The organism is Streptomyces sp. NPDC059037 (assembly GCF_042740015.1).
Classification (GTDB): Bacteria; Actinomycetota; Actinomycetes; order Streptomycetales; family Streptomycetaceae; genus Streptomyces.
This window is the reverse complement of sequence record NZ_JBHYIG010000045.1, coordinates 1-14940: the sequence shown is the minus strand read 5'-3', so window position 1 is coordinate 14940 and position 14940 is coordinate 1. Positions and strand designations below refer to the sequence as shown.

Here is a 14940-nt window from a genome sequence, read left to right as displayed (position 1 = left end):
CGTCGTGGCGTTCCCGGAGACCCCGCTCGGCGCCCGCGGTGAGGTGCAGATCGGCGGCGTGTGGACCGACATCACCCCGGATCTGTACCTGCGCGAGCCGATCACCTACAGCTGCGGTCTGCCCGAGCAGGGTGTGCGGGCGGACCCCGGCAGCGTGCGCCTCCAGATCAACAACCGGGACGGCAAGTACTCCACGCGCAACCCGCTCAGCCCGTACTTCGGGTTGCTGGGCCGCAACACTCCGCTGCGGGTGCACGTGCCCGGACCGACCCGCCTCGTCGTCCCCCAGGCATCCATCGGGCGGGCACGCGCCGCGGATGCCCCCAGCTTGGACATCACGGGGGACATCGATGTGCGGATCGAGGCCTCGGCCACGTGGGCGGGGCCGTTCGCCAACGGCGCCTTCGAGCTGTGCGGCAAGTACGACACCAGCACCCCGCAGCGCTCGTGGGCGCTTCTGGTGGAGAGCAGCGGCGTGCTTCAGTTCCGGTGGTCGCCGGACGGGACGACGCTGCCCATCGCCCGCTCCACCGAGCCGGTGGCCGCCGGGCCGGGCAGGCGCCTGGCGGTGCGCGCGGCCCTCGACGTCAACAACGGGGCAGGCGGGTGGACCGTGCGGTTCTACGTCGCCGAGCACATCGGCGGCCCCTGGTCGTTGCTCGGCGAGCCCGTCACCGGGAGCGGTGTCACCTCGATTCTCGTGGGGACGGCGCCGCTCGAGGTCGGGGATGTCGGAGCGGTCGGGTTCGCGAGCGTCGAGCGGGAGATCTGGGCGTTCGAGGTGCGCAACGGCATCGACGGGCCCCTCGTCGCCGCACCGGACTTCACCGTCCAGGCCTCGGCTACGGGGTCGTTCACCGATGCGGCCGGGGTGCTGTGGCAGGTGGAGAACCAGGCACGCATCAGCGACCGGCACATCCGCTTCGCCGTGGAGATCAGCGAGTGGCCGCCGCGCTGGACGCCCTCGGGCGCTGATGTGTGGGTGCCCATCGAGGCGGCCGGGGTGCTGCGCCGCATGGGGCAGGGCGCCAAGGCCCTGGATTCCACGCTGCGCCGCCGCATCCCCAGCTATCAGCCGCTGGCGTACTGGCCGATGGAGGATGGCCGCGAAGCCACGCAGGCTTCCAGCCCGATCGCCGGGGTGAGCCCGCTGCGCCTCACCCGCGCCAACTGGGCCGCCACCGACACCCTGCCCAGCAGTGGGGCCCTGCCCACGCTGGCCTCCAGTGGCGGCAGCCTACCGATGATGGACGGCCGGGTCCCCGCGTCTGCCGGGCCGCTGTCCGGCTGGAGTGTCCAGTTCGTCTACCGGCTCGACAGCGTGCCCGCGGACCTGCGCACCTTCCTGCGGATCCGCTCCACCGGCACGGTCGCCGAGTGGTACATCCAGCAGCAGAACAACGGGGCCCGCATCCTGGGCCGCAACGACGACGGCAACGCGGTCGTCTCGCAGGACATCGGCACGACCAACGACCTGTTCAACCAGTGGATGCGGGTCGAGTTCCGGGCCACACAGAACGGCTCCACGGTCGAGTGGGTCATTCGGTGGACCGACGTCGGCGGCGACGCCGGGTCGTTCTCCGGAACCTTCACCGGCACCATCGGACGGCCCACCGCCGTGGCCTCGCCACCGGACGGCTACTCGCCGCTGCTGGACGGCATGGCGATCGGGCACATCAGCGTCTGGCCCACCGCGACCACCGCCGCCTACGACGGGGCGATCGACGCGTGGACGGGCGAGAGCGCCATCAACCGCATGGTCCGCCTCAGCGGGGAGGAGTCCATCGCCCTGGCCCTGGCCGGGGACCAGGCGAGCAGCGAAGCGGTGGGCGCGCAACTGCCAGCCGCGCTGCTGGACCTGCTCGCCGAGGCAGCCGAGGCAGACGGCGGAATCCTGTACGAGGACCGGGCCCGCGCCGCGCTGCGCTACCGCGCACGGACCACGCTCTACAACCAAAGCCCCGCCCTCACCCTCACCTACGCGGGCGAGGTGGCGCCGCCGCTGGAACCGGTCGACGACGACCAGCACGTCCGCAACGACGTCACCGTCACCCGCAACGGCGGCAGTTCAGCGCGCGTCGTCAAGGAGAGCGGCCCGCTGTCCATCCAGGCACCCCCGGCAGGGGTCGGGCGCTACGACGAGGCGCTCACCCTGTCCCTGGCCCGCGACCATCAGGCCGAGCCCATCGCTGCCTGGCGCGTGCACCTGGGCACCGTGGATGAGGCCCGCTACCCGACCGTGCGCATCCGCCTGCACAAGGCGCCCCACCTGATCCCGGCCGTCCTCGCGCTCGGGATCGGCGACAAGATCCGCATCACCGACCTGCCGCCGTGGCTGCCGCCCGGTCCGGTCGACCTGATCGTGACCGGGTACAGCGAGACGTTCGGGATCCGTACCTGGGACATCGAGTTCACCTGCGATCCGGCCGGGCCCTGGACGGTCGGCGTGACCGACGACGTGCTCCTCGGCCGGGTCGACACCGACGGCAGCCACCTCGCCGCCGCCCTCGACGCCACGGCCACCAGCGTGCCCGTGCACACCGAGGGCCCGTCCTGGGTGACGGCCGGGGGCGAGTTTCCGTTCGACGTGCGGTTCGGTGGGGAGGTCGCCACGGTCACCGGTATCACCAACACCGCCGACAGCTTCACCCGCACCCTGGCCAACACCTGGGGTACCGCGTCTTCGGGGGAGGCGTGGGCGGAGGTCAGCGGCGCCGCGTCGGATCGTTCGGTGGACGGCACCCGCGGCATCATCACCCTCGGCGCCGTCCCCTCGACGCTGCGCTTCCAGACCCTCACCGGGCCGATCGGGGACTGTGAGGTCCGAGTGCGGATGGCGGTCTCGCAGTTGGCCACGGGCGCCTCGATGGTGCCCGCGGTCCTGCTGCGCCACGTCGATACCGCGAACTACTACCGGACGCGGATCCACTTCGCCACCGGCGGCGGCATGTTCGCCTCCATCACCCGCGACACCACGCAGATCGGCGACACCGCGCAACTCCCCTACAGCTACACCGCCGGCGCCCAGTTCGAGATGCGCGTGAAGCTGACCGGGCAGCTGATCCAGATGCGGGTGTGGCCCACCGGCACGGCCGAGCCCGCCGTGTGGCACCACGCGGAGACCATCGTCACCAACCCGATCGCCGCGGGTGCGGTGGGCCTGTCGGCATCGGCGTTCGCGGGCATGACCAACGTCAACCCCCAGCTGCTCTACGACGAGTTCGTCCTCGTCAACCCGCAGCGCTTCACCCTCGCCCGCAGCATCAACGGCATCGTCAAAGCCCACACCGCAAGTACCGATCTCCGGCTCGCGCAGCCCACGATCGTCGCACTCTGAGAAGGAGGCAGCATGGCGTACGCCCTGTGGCAGCCCGGCCAGCGCATCACCGCCGCACGGCTCAACGCCATGGCCGGACTCTGGCAGCCCTACACCCCGGTGTGGACGGCCGATTCGGGCACAACGACGCTCGGCGACGGAACACTCCTGGGCCGCTATCAGGTCGTGGGTCCCACGGTGAACATCGCGATGCGGTTCACGTGGGGTGCCACCTCGGCGCAGTCCGTCACTGACGCCAATTGGTCGTTCTCCCTGCCGGTTGCTCCGTACACCGCCGACGGCAACACCTGGCAGCCGCTGGAGGCCTGGATCTTCGACACCTCCGCCTCGGCGCGCTGGCAGGCCTCGGCCTACGTCAACGCCAGCACGCAGACCCTGACCGCGATCGTCGTCAACGGCGACGGCGGGTTCATGGACAGCCAGGAGATGCCCTCACAGACCGCCAGCAGCACGACCACCGTGCAGCCCGGCAACACCGCCTGGGCCGTCGGCGACCGCCTCAACATCTGGGGCTCCTACGAAGCCGCCTCCTAACTGCGGCCGGGGTCCCACGAACGAACGGCTCGATTCCGGCAGACGGCCCCTGATCGTTTTATCCGAATGTCGGACTGGTGAGGCCTGGTACCCGGAAGACCCGTTCCCTCACCAGGAGGCACCCCATGCGCATGCGCACGATCTTCGCCACAGCCGCCCTCGTCACGGCCACCGTCATCGGCGGAGCCGGCGCGGCCGCCGCCGATCCCTTCCCCGGCGCCCATGCCGTTGGCGCCACGCAGTACTCACCCGGCCGCGTCAGCGGCAACGTCCAGGTGCCCATCAACCCGGGTGCCAATGCGTGTGGGAACACAGTCAGCGCTATCGGACTCTTCGAACCTGGATCTGACCGCTTCTGCTTCAACAAGTGAAACGCCCCGCCAGGACACTCCTTCTGTCCTCATAACCAGACCGTTCCGCCTCACCGCCGAACGGCTCCCCGCCCCCGTCGCGTGCCGGATGCGACGGGGTTTCCTCATGTCTGGAGACCCCATGGCCCCACCACTGTCCGCAGGATCGTTCCTCGACGCCCTCCGCGACGAGGGCGTCACCGTCGTCGAGGTCGGCGCCTGGGAACACCGCAACCGCAACCACAAGGGCCCATGGGGACCCGTGCACGGCGTGATGATCCACCACACCGTCACCAAGGGGAGCGCGGCCACGGTGAAGGTCTGCCGCGACGGCCATGCCTCCCTGCCGGGCCCGCTGTGCCACGGCGTCATCACCAAGGACGGCCGCGTCCACCTCGTCGGATACGGCCGCGCCAACCACGCCGGCCTCGGCGACGACGACGTGCTCCGCGCGGTCATCGCCGAGAAGGCACCGCCCGCGGACAACGAGGCGAACACCGACGGCAACCGGCACTTCTACGGCTACGAGTGCGAGAACCTCGGCGATGGCCGCGACCCGTGGCCCAAGGCACAGGTCGAGGCGATCGTGCGGGCCTCGGCCGCGCTCTGCCGCCGCCACGGCTGGACCGCCGCCTCCGTGATCCGGCACCTCGACTGGCAGCCCGGCAAGGTCGACCCCCGCGGTCCCGGCCTCGACTGGGCCGACATCCACAAGCGCGTGACCGAGCGGCTCAAGCACCCCGCTTCGTGGTCACCGGGTGGGACGTCGACGTACACCGTCCGCAGGGGCGACACCCTCTGGTCCATCGCCGCGGCGAAGCTCGGCGACCGCAACCGCTGGGACGACATCGCCGACCTCAACCACCTGAAGGACGCCGACGAAATCGCGATCGGCCAGAAGCTCAAGCTCCCCAAGAAGTGAGGTAGACCCATGATGACTTCCGCCTTCTGGAGGGCGACGGCCGAGCGCGTCGTGCGGACCTTCGCGCAGTCGCTCGCCGCAGTGCTCACCGCCGGCGCAACGGACCTCCTGTCCGTGCCGTGGGAGAGCGCGCTCGGCACCGCTGGGCTCGCGGCAGTGCTCGCGCTTCTCACCGCCGTGGCGACGAGCGGCGGCGTGGAGGGGCCGGGACTGACTGAGACGGTGAGGGTGCGCAAGTGACGGCGCAGGACCCCGGCGTCTTCATCAGCTCGGCGCAGATGTACCAGGAGATGAGATCTCTGCACGATGCCGTAACGCGGGTGGATTCCAAGCTCGATGGGCTCGCCGGGCAGGCCGCGAACATTCAGGACCACGAGACTCGCATCCGCGCCCTTGAACGCGGGCGGTGGCCGCTGCCAACTATCGCCACCCTCGCCGGTGTGGCTGGCGCGGTGACGGGTGCAATCTCGCTACTTGCCCGATGAACAGCCCCCTCTCGCCTTCGGGCGGGAGGGGGCTTTCGTCATGTCCCCGTGCGGTCCAATGCGTCAAGGGCCTTCACGATCAGGGCCCGCGCGTCGGCCCCGTACACAGCCATGCTCCGCAACTGCTCGAACGCCTTCAGGTACAGGGCGATCTCGCTGGGTTGTGTGATCTGGACGCGCGCGGAAATCAGCTCCACAGAGACGAGCTTGTCGTTGTACACGTGGAACAACTCCTGCGGCCACAGGACCCGTTGCGCTGTCGCCTCCGGGATGACACCGAGCGACACCGCGGGTAGTGCGCCAACGGTCAGCAGGCGCCCGAGCTGCGCGGCCATCGCTTCGACGTCGCCGAGTTGGTAGCGGAGGACCGCCTCCTCGATGAGCAGGACGAAGCGGCGCCCGGATTCGTTAATGATCTTTGAGCGGTCGAGCCGAGCGGCCGCTGCCTGCTCGGCGTCGTCGACGATGTCGAGGAGGCGAGCGTTCGCGCTGAGCAGTGCTCGCGCATAGCCCTCCGTCTGGAGCAGGCCGGGGACAAGCGTGGGCGAATAGATGCGGAACAGTGTGGTCTGGCGGAAGAGCTTCACGTAGCTGCCCTGGAGGCGGCGCAGACCGTCGCGTACCTGACGTCGCCATTCAAGGTACTGGCTCTCGGCATCGCGGGACTGCGCGATGATGTCCGCTGTTTGCTCGTCGGCGCCGCATGCCCTGCACCAGAGTTGGATGTCCTGCGGTGAGGGCGGAGTCTTGGCGTTCTCAATGCGGGACGTTTTCGGGTGGGTCCACCCGCAGCGCTGGGCCAGCTCGGTCCCGGTCAGGCCTGCGTCATCGCGGAGTTCACGAAGACGCTTCGCGACGCGTTCACGCGCGGCCTGTGCCGAGGATGACGGGGATGTGCTCATGAACTGGCCGGGCGCCTCTCCTGCTAACTGATCTTGTATTCGTCGTGCGGGATTGCTCGCGCCCACACCGTCTCGAAGGCATCGGCGCACAGTTTGGTCACCGTGGGATCGGCGCTGATCTCGCCCCCACCAGATGCGCCGTCACCGGTGAAGTGGTTCCAGCGGACCAGCTTGCTGTCGATCAGCCAGAAGTCGTTGCCGGGGAGGGCGATGTCCGAGGCGCGCCGTCGGGCCAGCCAGCGAACTCGCTCACCCGCGCTCAGGTTGACCGGCGTACCGGCGTGTTCGTAGCGGATGTAGTCGCTGACCGGCTCGGACACGATGCGAGCACGACGCACGGTCACACCGCGGGCAACAGTCCGACGGATCAGTTCTACCCACGGCGACCAGTACGGCGAACCGGGGTCGACGTCTCGCCGGCCGGTTGCCTTCCAGCGGGCGAAGTCGTCAGCTTCACCACCGACTCCGTAGGCATCGCGCATCTCTAGGTGGACTGCCGTTCGCTGCGCACCGTCGAGGAGTTCAGCGAAGGTCGGCACGTTCTGCGGCATCGCAGGCCTCCCTCAGGATCGACACCATCCGGGCCGGGATACGGATTACGGCTTCATGGTCGGGGATCCCTTTCGCGTGTCCGGGGATCTCCGTGCTCGCGCATTCAGTTTCCAGATCGGGGCCGGCCTTCCATCCCTGCAAGACCAGTTCGTGCTTGTCCTCGTCTACCCACACGGTGGGGCTTTCGCCTGTTCCCGTGTTGGGATCGATTCCGACGAACCGTAATTTCATTGCTGCCTCCGACGCTCTTGGTGTGCACAGATGTACACCACCGTCACCCTCTCGGCGCACGTGGTCAAGACTGCCAAGTGGCCACCATCTAGCGGGAATACATCAGCGTGTACATCGGTGCACATTGATGGAAGTGGTGCACATCACCTCCCTAGCGTCGTGACCAGCGACAGCTCACCACTCTGCCCATGCACACGCCGCACGAGAGCTGGGCGGACCACTCCAGCGGAGGCATGCAGATGCCCATCACCAGAGACGCCGGACCTTCGGGGCAAAGCCAGGCCCAGCTAGCAGCTCATCCGGCGCCGCCTGTCGACAGGCTGTCCGTGGCGCAGACATGTGGCCGGGCCTGCGTGTGGTGCGCCGTTGTGCTCACCACAGAGACGGCCGTTGAGCTCGGCCAGCGCTCTGCCCGCAGGTTCGCCACCGACTTCGTCTGGTTCCCCCGAGCCTGCCCCTCCTGCGCTCATTCCCGCGCCTACGGGGCACTTCTCGACCACACCCAGACTTGTGAGCAGTGCGCCGACGAGGCCGCCCGCTGCACCGACGGCAGCGCGCTGCGGCAAGCAGTGAAGGAAGCCCGGCGATGAGCGAACGCGTCCCGATCCCCGGCATCTGCCACATCCGTAAGCAGGGAACTGACATCCGCTGCACCCTCCCGCCGCAGCACGACGGCGAGCACCGGAACTACTACCAGCGCATCGACTGGCCGCGCCGCCCCGACGAGACGCAAGCCAGCTGAGACCCCGTCCGTGGACTCGTCGGACAAGCCACGGCTCGGGAAGGGGGCGGCCGCTCTGATTTGTGCGCGGAGAGCGGCCGCCCACCCCTGCTCATCCAATCCATCGCGTGGAGAACCATGACCAACTCAGCGGGTCCGCCAGGGGGCAACCACCCCCGCGCAAGCCCCGAGGTATTGCCCGTACCGTGCGTTCCCTGCCTGCGCGTGCTGCTCATGGGACAGCCCGACGAGCCGCACGACTGCGAGCTGTCGACCGCGGTCACCATCGACGGCAACCGTCTCGCCGTTGGCCCACCCGAGGACTGGTGTCCGTGCTCCTGCCAGAACGTGGCGGCCGAGGAGAGCGAAGCACTGCAGGCAGCACGGGCCGAGGCTCGCGGAGTGCCGACGCCCGCACGCCCACGCGCCGAGCTGCCCCAAGAGGAATGACCCGAGGCTCCCCGCCGCCAGCTTGGAGAGGCCGCGCGGCGGGCGAGAGGGTGGCCACCCGCTCCACTGCCTCAGGGTGGCCACCCGCAGTCAGCAGCAGACGCGCCCCCAGCGCGTACGCCGATCAGGCCCCGACCGGAACCCCGATCCGGTCGGGGCCGTTCTGTGTGGAAGTCGTGGGCGTGGTGGCATATGCCGCCTGGGTGGAGGTACGGTCACGGGAATAGAACAAGCATTCGCTATGTCGGGTTAAGCCCCCGATGGCGTCGCTCTGTTACACATGAAGATCAGCCTTTACACAAGAACGTGTCGGGTCGTCCCACTGTGGTGCCCCCCTCTGTGGCGGCCCGGCACTCGACTGCCCCCGGCTCCATGCCCTTGGAGCCGGGGGTGGTCTCGTTTTGTCGGGGCGACCTGCGGAAACGCGAAGATCGTTTGGGAGGTATTTAGGAGACGAGGGGGCGTAGTGGCCCTGTTCCCGGAAGTAGTGAGGGTGTACTGAGAGTGCGGAGTTCAGTGAATCGTGCGCCCAAAGTCGCACGTCATCAAGGGGATTGACCCTCACGACCAGGGTGGTTGCAGGGCCAAGGTCATACCGTTGAACTTCATCATCGCGGAGGTCATCCGCCACCACGAGACCATCGCCAAGTCCTCGTGACGGCGGGGCGGCCCGGCACCGATCTTCGGGCGGCCCGCACCGTTGTCGGCGGCATCGGGCAGCATGGACCCATGTCCGTACTGACGCGCGACGAAGCGCAGACCCGAGCCCAGCTCATCGACGTCCACCGGTACACGGTCGAGCTCGATCTGACCGTGGGGGACGAGACCTTCGACTCCCGCACGGTCATCCGCTTCAGCGCGCTCGCGCACGACGGGGCCACCGTGGACACCTTCGTCGAGCTCAAGCCCGCCGAGCTGCGCTCCGTCACCCTCGACGGGCGGCCCCTCGACCCGGCGGGCCTGGACGAGAACCGTCTGGCGCTCACCGGGCTCACCGGGGGCGAGCACGAACTGCGCGTCGACGCGGCCATGCGCTACTCCCGCACCGGCGAGGGCATGCACCGCTTCACCGACCCCACGGACGGCGAGACGTACACGTACACGCAGCTGTTCATGGAGGACGTGCAGCGCGTCTTCGCCGCCTTCGACCAGCCCGACCTGAAGTCCGTGTTCGAGCTGACCGTCACCGCCCCCGAGGGCTGGACGGTCCTCGCCAACGGCGTCACCGAGCATGTGGGCGGCGGCACCTGGCGGGCCGCGGCCACCCCGCTGATCTCCACGTACCTCGTCGCCGTCGCCGCAGGACCCTGGCACTCGGTGCGCACCGAGCACCGCGGGCTGCCCTTCGGCATCCACTGCCGCCGCTCGCTCGCGCCCTTCATGGACGCCGACGCCGACGAGCTCTTCGACATCACGCGCGCGTGCTACGACCGCTACCACGAGAAGTTCGAGGAGCCCTACCCCTTCGACTCCTACGACCAGGCGTTCGTCCCCGAGTTCAACGCGGGCGCGATGGAGAACCCCGGACTCGTCACCTTCCGCGACGAGTTCATCTACCGCTCCGCCGTCACCGACACCGAGCGGCAGACCCGCGCCATGGTCATCGCCCACGAGATGGCCCACATGTGGTTCGGCGACCTCGTCACCCTGCGCTGGTGGGACGACATCTGGCTCAACGAGTCCTTCGCCGAGTACATGGGCTTCCAGACCACCGCCGAGGCCACCCGCTTCAGCGACACCTGGACCGACTTCGGGGTCACCCGCAAGGCCTGGGGGTACGACGCCGACCAGCGCCCCTCCACGCACCCCGTCGCGCCCGACCCGGACGCCGTGCCCGACACCGCGTCCGCGATGCTCAACTTCGACGGCATCTCGTACGCCAAGGGCGCATCCGCCCTGCGCCAGCTCGTCGCCTGGCTCGGCGAGAAGGACTTCCTGGCCGGCATCAACACCCACATCGCACGGCACAAGTTCGGCAACGCGACGCTCAAGGACTTCATCGAATCCCTGGCCCACAACACCGACCGCGACGTGCACGGCTGGGCCGACGCCTGGCTGCGCACCACCGGCGTCGACACGCTCACCTCGACGGTCGGGCACGACGCCCGCGAGTGGACCCTCACCGTCGACCGCGACGGCAGCCGCCCGCACCGCATCGCCGTCGGGGTGTACGACCGCGACCTCACCGACGGACGCGGCCTCGTGCTGCGCGAGCGGTACGAGACGGACGTCCCGCACTCCGGGTCCGAGCAGCCGCGCGACGGCGGGCGCCCCGTCCTGATCGTCCCCAACGACCAGGACCTCAGCTACGCCAAGATCCGCCTCGACGAGGTCTCCCAGGAGACGGCGCTGCGCGGCCTGTCCGGCGTTCCCGACGCCCTCACCCGCGCCGTCCTGTGGAACAGCCTGCGCGACCTGGTCCGCGACGGTGAACTCGCGGGCGCCGCCTATGTGCGGGCCGCCCGCGAGCATCTGCCCGAGGAGACCGACCTCGCCGTCGTCCAGGGCGTCCTCACCTTCGCCACCGCCCAGATCGCGGGCCGCTACCTCCCGGCGGAGGAGCGGTCCATCGCGCTCACCACCCTCACCGAGCTGTGCCGCGACCTGATCCGGCGCACCGAGGACGGCTCGCACGCGGGCCTGCGGCTCACCGCCGTACGCGGCTTCATCGACGTGGCGACGCGGCCCGACCCGCTCCAGGAGTGGCTCGCCGAAGGCACCGTGCCCGGCGGCCCCGAACTCGACCCCGAGCTGCGCTGGCGCGCCCTGACCCGCCTCGCCGTCCTCGGCGCCGTCGACGAGTCCGCGATCGCCGCCGAGCTGGAGCGCGACCCCAGCGCCGCCGGACAGGAAGGCGCGGCACGGGCCCGCGCGGCGCTGCCGGAGCCGGAGGCCAAGCGGCGGGCGTGGGAGGCGATGTTCGCCACCGACGACCTCTCCAACTACCTCCTGACCGCGACCGCCCAGGGCTTCTGGCACCCCGAACAGGCCGATCTCGTACGGGAGTACGTCCCGCGCTACTTCGAGGACGCGGTCGCCGTCGCCGCCCGCCGCGGCCCCGCCATCGCCGACGTCGCGGGACGCTGGGCCTTCCCCGCCTCCGCGGTGGACCCCGAGACCCTCCGCCTGGGCGAGGCATGCCTGCGCGACGCCGCCCCGATCCCGGCGCTGCGCCGCAAGCTGGCCGACCAACTCGACGATCTGGCACGGGCGTTGAAGGTCCGGGAAGTCACGACGCCCTGAACGGGCCGCGGGGACTAGGTCCGCGGACCTACACGGACTGGTCCCCGCCGCCGATCCGGCGCCCCGGTGCGTCCCCCTAGGGTCGAAATCCCAGCACAAGATCCCTAGGAGCCTCCGTGATCGTCGTCACCGGTGCCACCGGAAACGTGGGCCGCGCCCTCGTCACCCAGCTCACCACCGGCGGGACCCCGGTCCGCGCCCTCACCCGTGACCCGGCGCGGGCCGGGCTCCCGCCGTCCGCCGACGTGGCGCGCTTCGACCCCGCCGCCGAACCCGCCGTGCTCGCCCCGCTGTTCGAGGGCGCGTCCGCGCTGTTCCTGCACCTGTCGGCCGTCGGCGAGTACGCCGAAGCGGTGCTCGCGGCGGCCCGCAAGGGCGGCGTGGAGCATGTCGTCATGCTGTCGTCGGGCATCATCGAGGACGGCGCCGACACGTCCCACCCCATCTACGTCGCCCACGCGGACCTGGAGGATCAGGTCCGCGCGAGCGGCCTCGCCGGGACCTTCCTGCGGCCCAACGCCTTCGCCACCAACAGCTTCCAGTGGGCGCCGCAGATCCGCTCCGGCGACACCGTCCGCGGCCCCTTCGCCGGAGCCGTGACCGCGCCGATCCACGAGGCCGACATCGCCGCCGTCGCCGCGCGCGCCTTCGCCGACAACAGCCACCGGGGCGCCGTCCACCGCCTCACGGGACCCGCGGCGGTGACGACCGAGGAACAGATCGACAGCATCGGCCGTGCCGTCGGCCGCGACCTGCGCTTCGTCGAGGTGCCGCCGGAGGAGGCGGGCCAGGACCTGTTCCCGCACGTCCCACCGGAGATGCTCCCGGCCCTCCTGGCATCCTTCGCCGCATCCGTCGGAGCCGAGGCGGAGGTGACCACGACGGTCGAGACGGTGACGGGTAAGGCGGCGCGAACGTTCGAAGAGTGGGCACAGGACCACAAGAACGACTTCAGCTAGGCCGCCGGGGGCGCCCTCCCGCAGGGGGCGCCCCAAAGGGGCGCGGGGAACTGCGCGACCAGCCACAACGGACCCGCAGACGAAACCGCACCCCCCCGGCCCCCCGCGGAGCACCTAGCATCCCGTCCAGTCCCAACACCCTTTCTCCGCACGGCAGTACCACTTTCGGGTTCCTATCGTCCGCTCCCCGGGCGTGCCGCGCCCACGGCGTACAGGCTGGTTGCCCCGCCCGCGCGCACCCGAAGGACGTCCCCATGAGCACTCCGCCGCCCCTAGCCGGAGGCGTCCAGGGTCCCGCCGCGCTGCGGCCGCTGCTCGCCGTCACCCTGGACGCCCTGCGCGACGGGGCGCTCGCACGCGGCGGCCCGCTGCCGGCCGGCGGACCCACCGCCGTCGCCCTGCGGGTGCGCGAGGCCACCGGTGACGTGCTGCCCGCGCGCGGCGAAGGCGCCGAAGCGGCCCTGCGCGCACTGGTGCAGGCCGTCGCCGAAGGGGCCGCCGACCCCGCCGACGCACTGTGCGCCGCCCATCTGCACTGCCCGCCCCTCGCGCTCGCCGTCGCCGCCGACCTCGCCGCGTCCGCGCTCAACCCGTCCATGGACTCCTGGGACCAGGCCCCCGCGGCCTCCGCGATCGAGGTCCAGGTCACCCGCGCCCTCGCGGCAGAGGTGTACGGCACGGATCCCACGGGCGACGCCCTGGTCACCACCGGCGGCACCGAGTCCAACCAGCTCGCGCTGCTCCTCGCCCGCGAACACACCATCGCCCACGGCCCGGTGCACCTCCTCGTCGGCGAGAACGCCCACCACTCGCTGCCCCGCGCCGCCTGGCTCCTCGGCATGCCCGAACCCGCCGTCGTCCCGGCGCCCTCGGGCACCCTCGACCCCGTCGCGCTCGACGAGGCGCTCAGCCAGCTCACCGGCCCGCCGGGATCGGTCCTCGTCGCCGCAACCGCGGGCACCACCGACGCCGGGCTCATCGACCCCATCGACCAGATCGCCGACCTCTGCGCCGCCCACGGCGCCCGGCTGCACATCGACGCCGCGTACGGCGGCGGGCTCCTCTTCAGCGACGTACGAAGAGAACTCCTGCGCGGCATCGACCGGGCCGACAGCGTCACCCTCGACATGCACAAGCTCGGCTGGCAGCCCGTCGCCGCCGGGCTGCTCCTGGTCCGCGACCCGCGCGACCTCGGCATCCTCGGCCACGACGCCGACTACCTGAACGCCGACGACGACACCGAAGCCGGCCTCCCCGACCTCCTCGGCCGCTCCCTGCGCACCACCCGCAGGCCCGACGTGCTCAAGATCGCCGTCACCCTGAAGGCCCTCGGGCGGGACGGCATCGGCGCTCTCGTCGACCAAGTGTGCGTGCGGGCCGATGAGTTCGCCGACCTTGTCGCCGCGCACCCCGGCTTCGAGCTGTACGACCGGCCCGCCATCAGCACCGTCCTGTTCCGGCCCGCCGGCGCCGACGACAAGCAGATCGCGCACGCCCGGCGGCATCTGCTCGGCGAAGGCAGCGCCGTGCTCGGCCGGGCCTGGCTCGAAGGGCGCCGCTGGCTCAAGGCCACCCTGCTCAATCCGTACACCCGGCCCGGCGAACTCGCCGAGATCCTGAAGCTCGTGGAAGGAACCACCCCGCGATGACCGGCCAGAACGCGCAGCCCACCCCACCGCTCACCACACCCGGCGAACCCCGGGACCTGGTCGGCATCGGCATCGGCCCCTTCAACCTCTCGCTCGCCGCCCTCGCCCAGCCGCTGGCGGGTTTCGACGCAGCCTTCTACGAACAGCGGCCCGGCTTCCACTGGCACCCGGGGCTCCTCATCGACGGCGCGAGCCTCCAAGTCCCCTTCCTGGCCGACCTGGTGACCCTCGCCGACCCGGCGAACCCCTGGTCCTTCCTCAGCTACCTCAAGACCCGTGAGCGGCTCTTCCCGTTCTACTTCGCCGAGCGGTTCCACATCCAGCGCGCCGAGTACGACGCCTACTGCCGCTGGGCCAGCGAGAACCTGCCGGGGCTGCACTTCGGCCACCAGGTCGACGCGGTGCGCTGGAACACCGAACGGGCCGTCTTCGAGGTCGACTTCACCCAGCTGGACGCGGAGGGAGAGGCCGAGGCGCTCGGCCGGACGTACACGAGGAACGTCGCCGTCGGCGTCGGCACCGCGCCGTACGTCCCCGAGCCGCTCAAGCCCCTCGCGGACGCCCCCGCCGTGCCGGTGATCCACTCCTCGGACTATCTCCTGCAC

At 70.5% G+C, this 14940-nt stretch carries 16 protein-coding genes; 12 read left to right on the top strand and 4 right to left on the bottom strand.

All coding sequences use genetic code 11. The features are described from left to right. Nucleotides 1-4 precede the first annotated feature (4 nt). The 6 genes from ACFWY6_RS12565 (at nucleotide 5) to ACFWY6_RS12540 (ending at nucleotide 5628) form a co-directional block, all read left to right on the top strand. Nucleotides 5-3337, top strand: coding sequence for a hypothetical protein (locus tag ACFWY6_RS12565; protein ID WP_384688363.1), 3333 nt, complete (start codon nucleotides 5-7; stop codon nucleotides 3335-3337). A 12-nt stretch (nucleotides 3338-3349) separates the two neighbouring features. Next, entirely contained in the window at nucleotides 3350-3871 is a 522-nt protein-coding gene (locus ACFWY6_RS12560) for a hypothetical protein (protein ID WP_384688360.1), read from the top strand. A gap of 125 nt (nucleotides 3872-3996) precedes the next feature. Then, nucleotides 3997-4242: a chaplin gene (locus ACFWY6_RS12555; protein WP_384688357.1), complete on the top strand. Its 246-nt coding sequence runs from the start codon at nucleotides 3997-3999 to the stop codon at nucleotides 4240-4242. Between the two features lie 121 nt (nucleotides 4243-4363). Continuing rightward, nucleotides 4364-5143: an N-acetylmuramoyl-L-alanine amidase gene (locus ACFWY6_RS12550; protein ID WP_384688354.1), complete on the top strand. Its 780-nt coding sequence runs from the start codon at nucleotides 4364-4366 to the stop codon at nucleotides 5141-5143. Nucleotides 5144-5152: 9 nt separating this feature from the next. After that, nucleotides 5153-5383: a holin gene (locus ACFWY6_RS12545; protein ID WP_384688352.1), complete on the top strand. Its 231-nt coding sequence runs from the start codon at nucleotides 5153-5155 to the stop codon at nucleotides 5381-5383. After that, nucleotides 5380-5628 carry a hypothetical protein gene (locus ACFWY6_RS12540; protein ID WP_384688349.1) on the top strand — a complete coding sequence of 83 codons (249 nt, stop codon included), beginning with the start codon at nucleotides 5380-5382 and terminating at the stop codon, nucleotides 5626-5628. Before ACFWY6_RS12545 ends, ACFWY6_RS12540 begins: the two co-directional genes overlap by 4 nt. Nucleotides 5629-5666: 38 nt before the next feature. Here the strand turns inward: ACFWY6_RS12540 and ACFWY6_RS12535 are convergent, their stop codons facing one another. The 3 genes from ACFWY6_RS12535 to ACFWY6_RS12525 are packed head-to-tail and all read right to left on the bottom strand — an operon-like array spanning nucleotide 5667 to nucleotide 7313. Further along, nucleotides 5667-6530: a helix-turn-helix domain-containing protein gene (locus ACFWY6_RS12535; RefSeq protein WP_384688347.1), complete on the bottom strand. Its 864-nt coding sequence runs from the start codon at nucleotides 6528-6530 to the stop codon at nucleotides 5667-5669. A 23-nt stretch (nucleotides 6531-6553) separates the two neighbouring features. Beyond that, entirely contained in the window at nucleotides 6554-7081 is a 528-nt protein-coding gene (locus ACFWY6_RS12530; RefSeq protein WP_384688345.1) for a DUF6879 family protein, read from the bottom strand. Next, entirely contained in the window at nucleotides 7053-7313 is a 261-nt protein-coding gene (locus ACFWY6_RS12525) for a hypothetical protein (protein ID WP_384688343.1), read from the bottom strand. The genes ACFWY6_RS12530 and ACFWY6_RS12525 overlap by 29 nt, the downstream gene beginning before the upstream one ends. Nucleotides 7314-7899: 586 nt before the next feature. Here ACFWY6_RS12525 and ACFWY6_RS12520 point away from each other — a divergent pair. Together ACFWY6_RS12520 and ACFWY6_RS12515 are read left to right on the top strand one after the other, a co-directional pair. Further along, nucleotides 7900-8055, top strand: a complete 156-nt coding sequence (locus ACFWY6_RS12520) for a hypothetical protein (RefSeq protein WP_384688340.1) — start codon at nucleotides 7900-7902, stop codon at nucleotides 8053-8055. 213 nt (nucleotides 8056-8268) lie between these two features. Next, a complete protein-coding gene (locus tag ACFWY6_RS12515) occupies nucleotides 8269-8484 on the top strand; it encodes a hypothetical protein (RefSeq protein ID WP_384688337.1) in 216 nt (71 codons plus the stop codon). A gap of 561 nt (nucleotides 8485-9045) precedes the next feature. On the opposite strand, the gene ACFWY6_RS12510 is transcribed toward ACFWY6_RS12515, so the two are convergent. After that, entirely contained in the window at nucleotides 9046-9207 is a 162-nt protein-coding gene (locus ACFWY6_RS12510) for a hypothetical protein (RefSeq protein WP_384688335.1), read from the bottom strand. Between the two features lie 6 nt (nucleotides 9208-9213). On the opposite strand from ACFWY6_RS12510, the gene pepN reads away from it, so the two are divergent. The 4 genes from pepN to ACFWY6_RS12490 form a co-directional block, all read left to right on the top strand. After that, nucleotides 9214-11727 (top strand): aminopeptidase N, encoded by a 2514-nt coding sequence (gene pepN / locus ACFWY6_RS12505; RefSeq protein ID WP_384688333.1) that lies wholly within the window; start codon nucleotides 9214-9216, stop codon nucleotides 11725-11727. A gap of 116 nt (nucleotides 11728-11843) precedes the next feature. After that, nucleotides 11844-12686 carry an SDR family oxidoreductase gene (locus ACFWY6_RS12500; protein WP_384688330.1) on the top strand — a complete coding sequence of 281 codons (843 nt, stop codon included), beginning with the start codon at nucleotides 11844-11846 and terminating at the stop codon, nucleotides 12684-12686. 254 nt (nucleotides 12687-12940) lie between these two features. Then, nucleotides 12941-14335, top strand: coding sequence for a pyridoxal phosphate-dependent decarboxylase family protein (locus ACFWY6_RS12495; RefSeq protein WP_384688328.1), 1395 nt, complete (start codon nucleotides 12941-12943; stop codon nucleotides 14333-14335). Next, a partial coding sequence (locus ACFWY6_RS12490) for a SidA/IucD/PvdA family monooxygenase (protein WP_384688326.1) occupies nucleotides 14332-14940 on the top strand: 609 nt, incomplete at its 3' end. The genes ACFWY6_RS12495 and ACFWY6_RS12490, both read left to right, overlap by 4 nt.

Coding starts and splice junctions, on each gene's coding strand:
- ACFWY6_RS12530 (WP_384688345.1), bottom strand. CDS start 7,081: ATGCCGCAGAACGTGCCGACCTTCGCTGAACTCCTCGACGGTGCGCAG.
- ACFWY6_RS12535 (WP_384688347.1), bottom strand. CDS start 6,530: ATGAGCACATCCCCGTCATCCTCGGCACAGGCCGCGCGTGAACGCGTC.
- ACFWY6_RS12510 (WP_384688335.1), bottom strand. CDS start 9,207: ATGCTGCCCGATGCCGCCGACAACGGTGCGGGCCGCCCGAAGATCGGT.
- ACFWY6_RS12520 (WP_384688340.1), top strand. CDS start 7,900: ATGAGCGAACGCGTCCCGATCCCCGGCATCTGCCACATCCGTAAGCAG.
- ACFWY6_RS12560 (WP_384688360.1), top strand. CDS start 3,350: ATGGCGTACGCCCTGTGGCAGCCCGGCCAGCGCATCACCGCCGCACGG.
- ACFWY6_RS12495 (WP_384688328.1), top strand. CDS start 12,941: ATGAGCACTCCGCCGCCCCTAGCCGGAGGCGTCCAGGGTCCCGCCGCG.
- ACFWY6_RS12545 (WP_384688352.1), top strand. CDS start 5,153: ATGATGACTTCCGCCTTCTGGAGGGCGACGGCCGAGCGCGTCGTGCGG.
- ACFWY6_RS12550 (WP_384688354.1), top strand. CDS start 4,364: ATGGCCCCACCACTGTCCGCAGGATCGTTCCTCGACGCCCTCCGCGAC.
- ACFWY6_RS12555 (WP_384688357.1), top strand. CDS start 3,997: ATGCGCATGCGCACGATCTTCGCCACAGCCGCCCTCGTCACGGCCACC.
- ACFWY6_RS12515 (WP_384688337.1), top strand. CDS start 8,269: ATGGGACAGCCCGACGAGCCGCACGACTGCGAGCTGTCGACCGCGGTC.
- pepN (WP_384688333.1), top strand. CDS start 9,214: ATGTCCGTACTGACGCGCGACGAAGCGCAGACCCGAGCCCAGCTCATC.
- ACFWY6_RS12525 (WP_384688343.1), bottom strand. CDS start 7,313: ATGAAATTACGGTTCGTCGGAATCGATCCCAACACGGGAACAGGCGAA.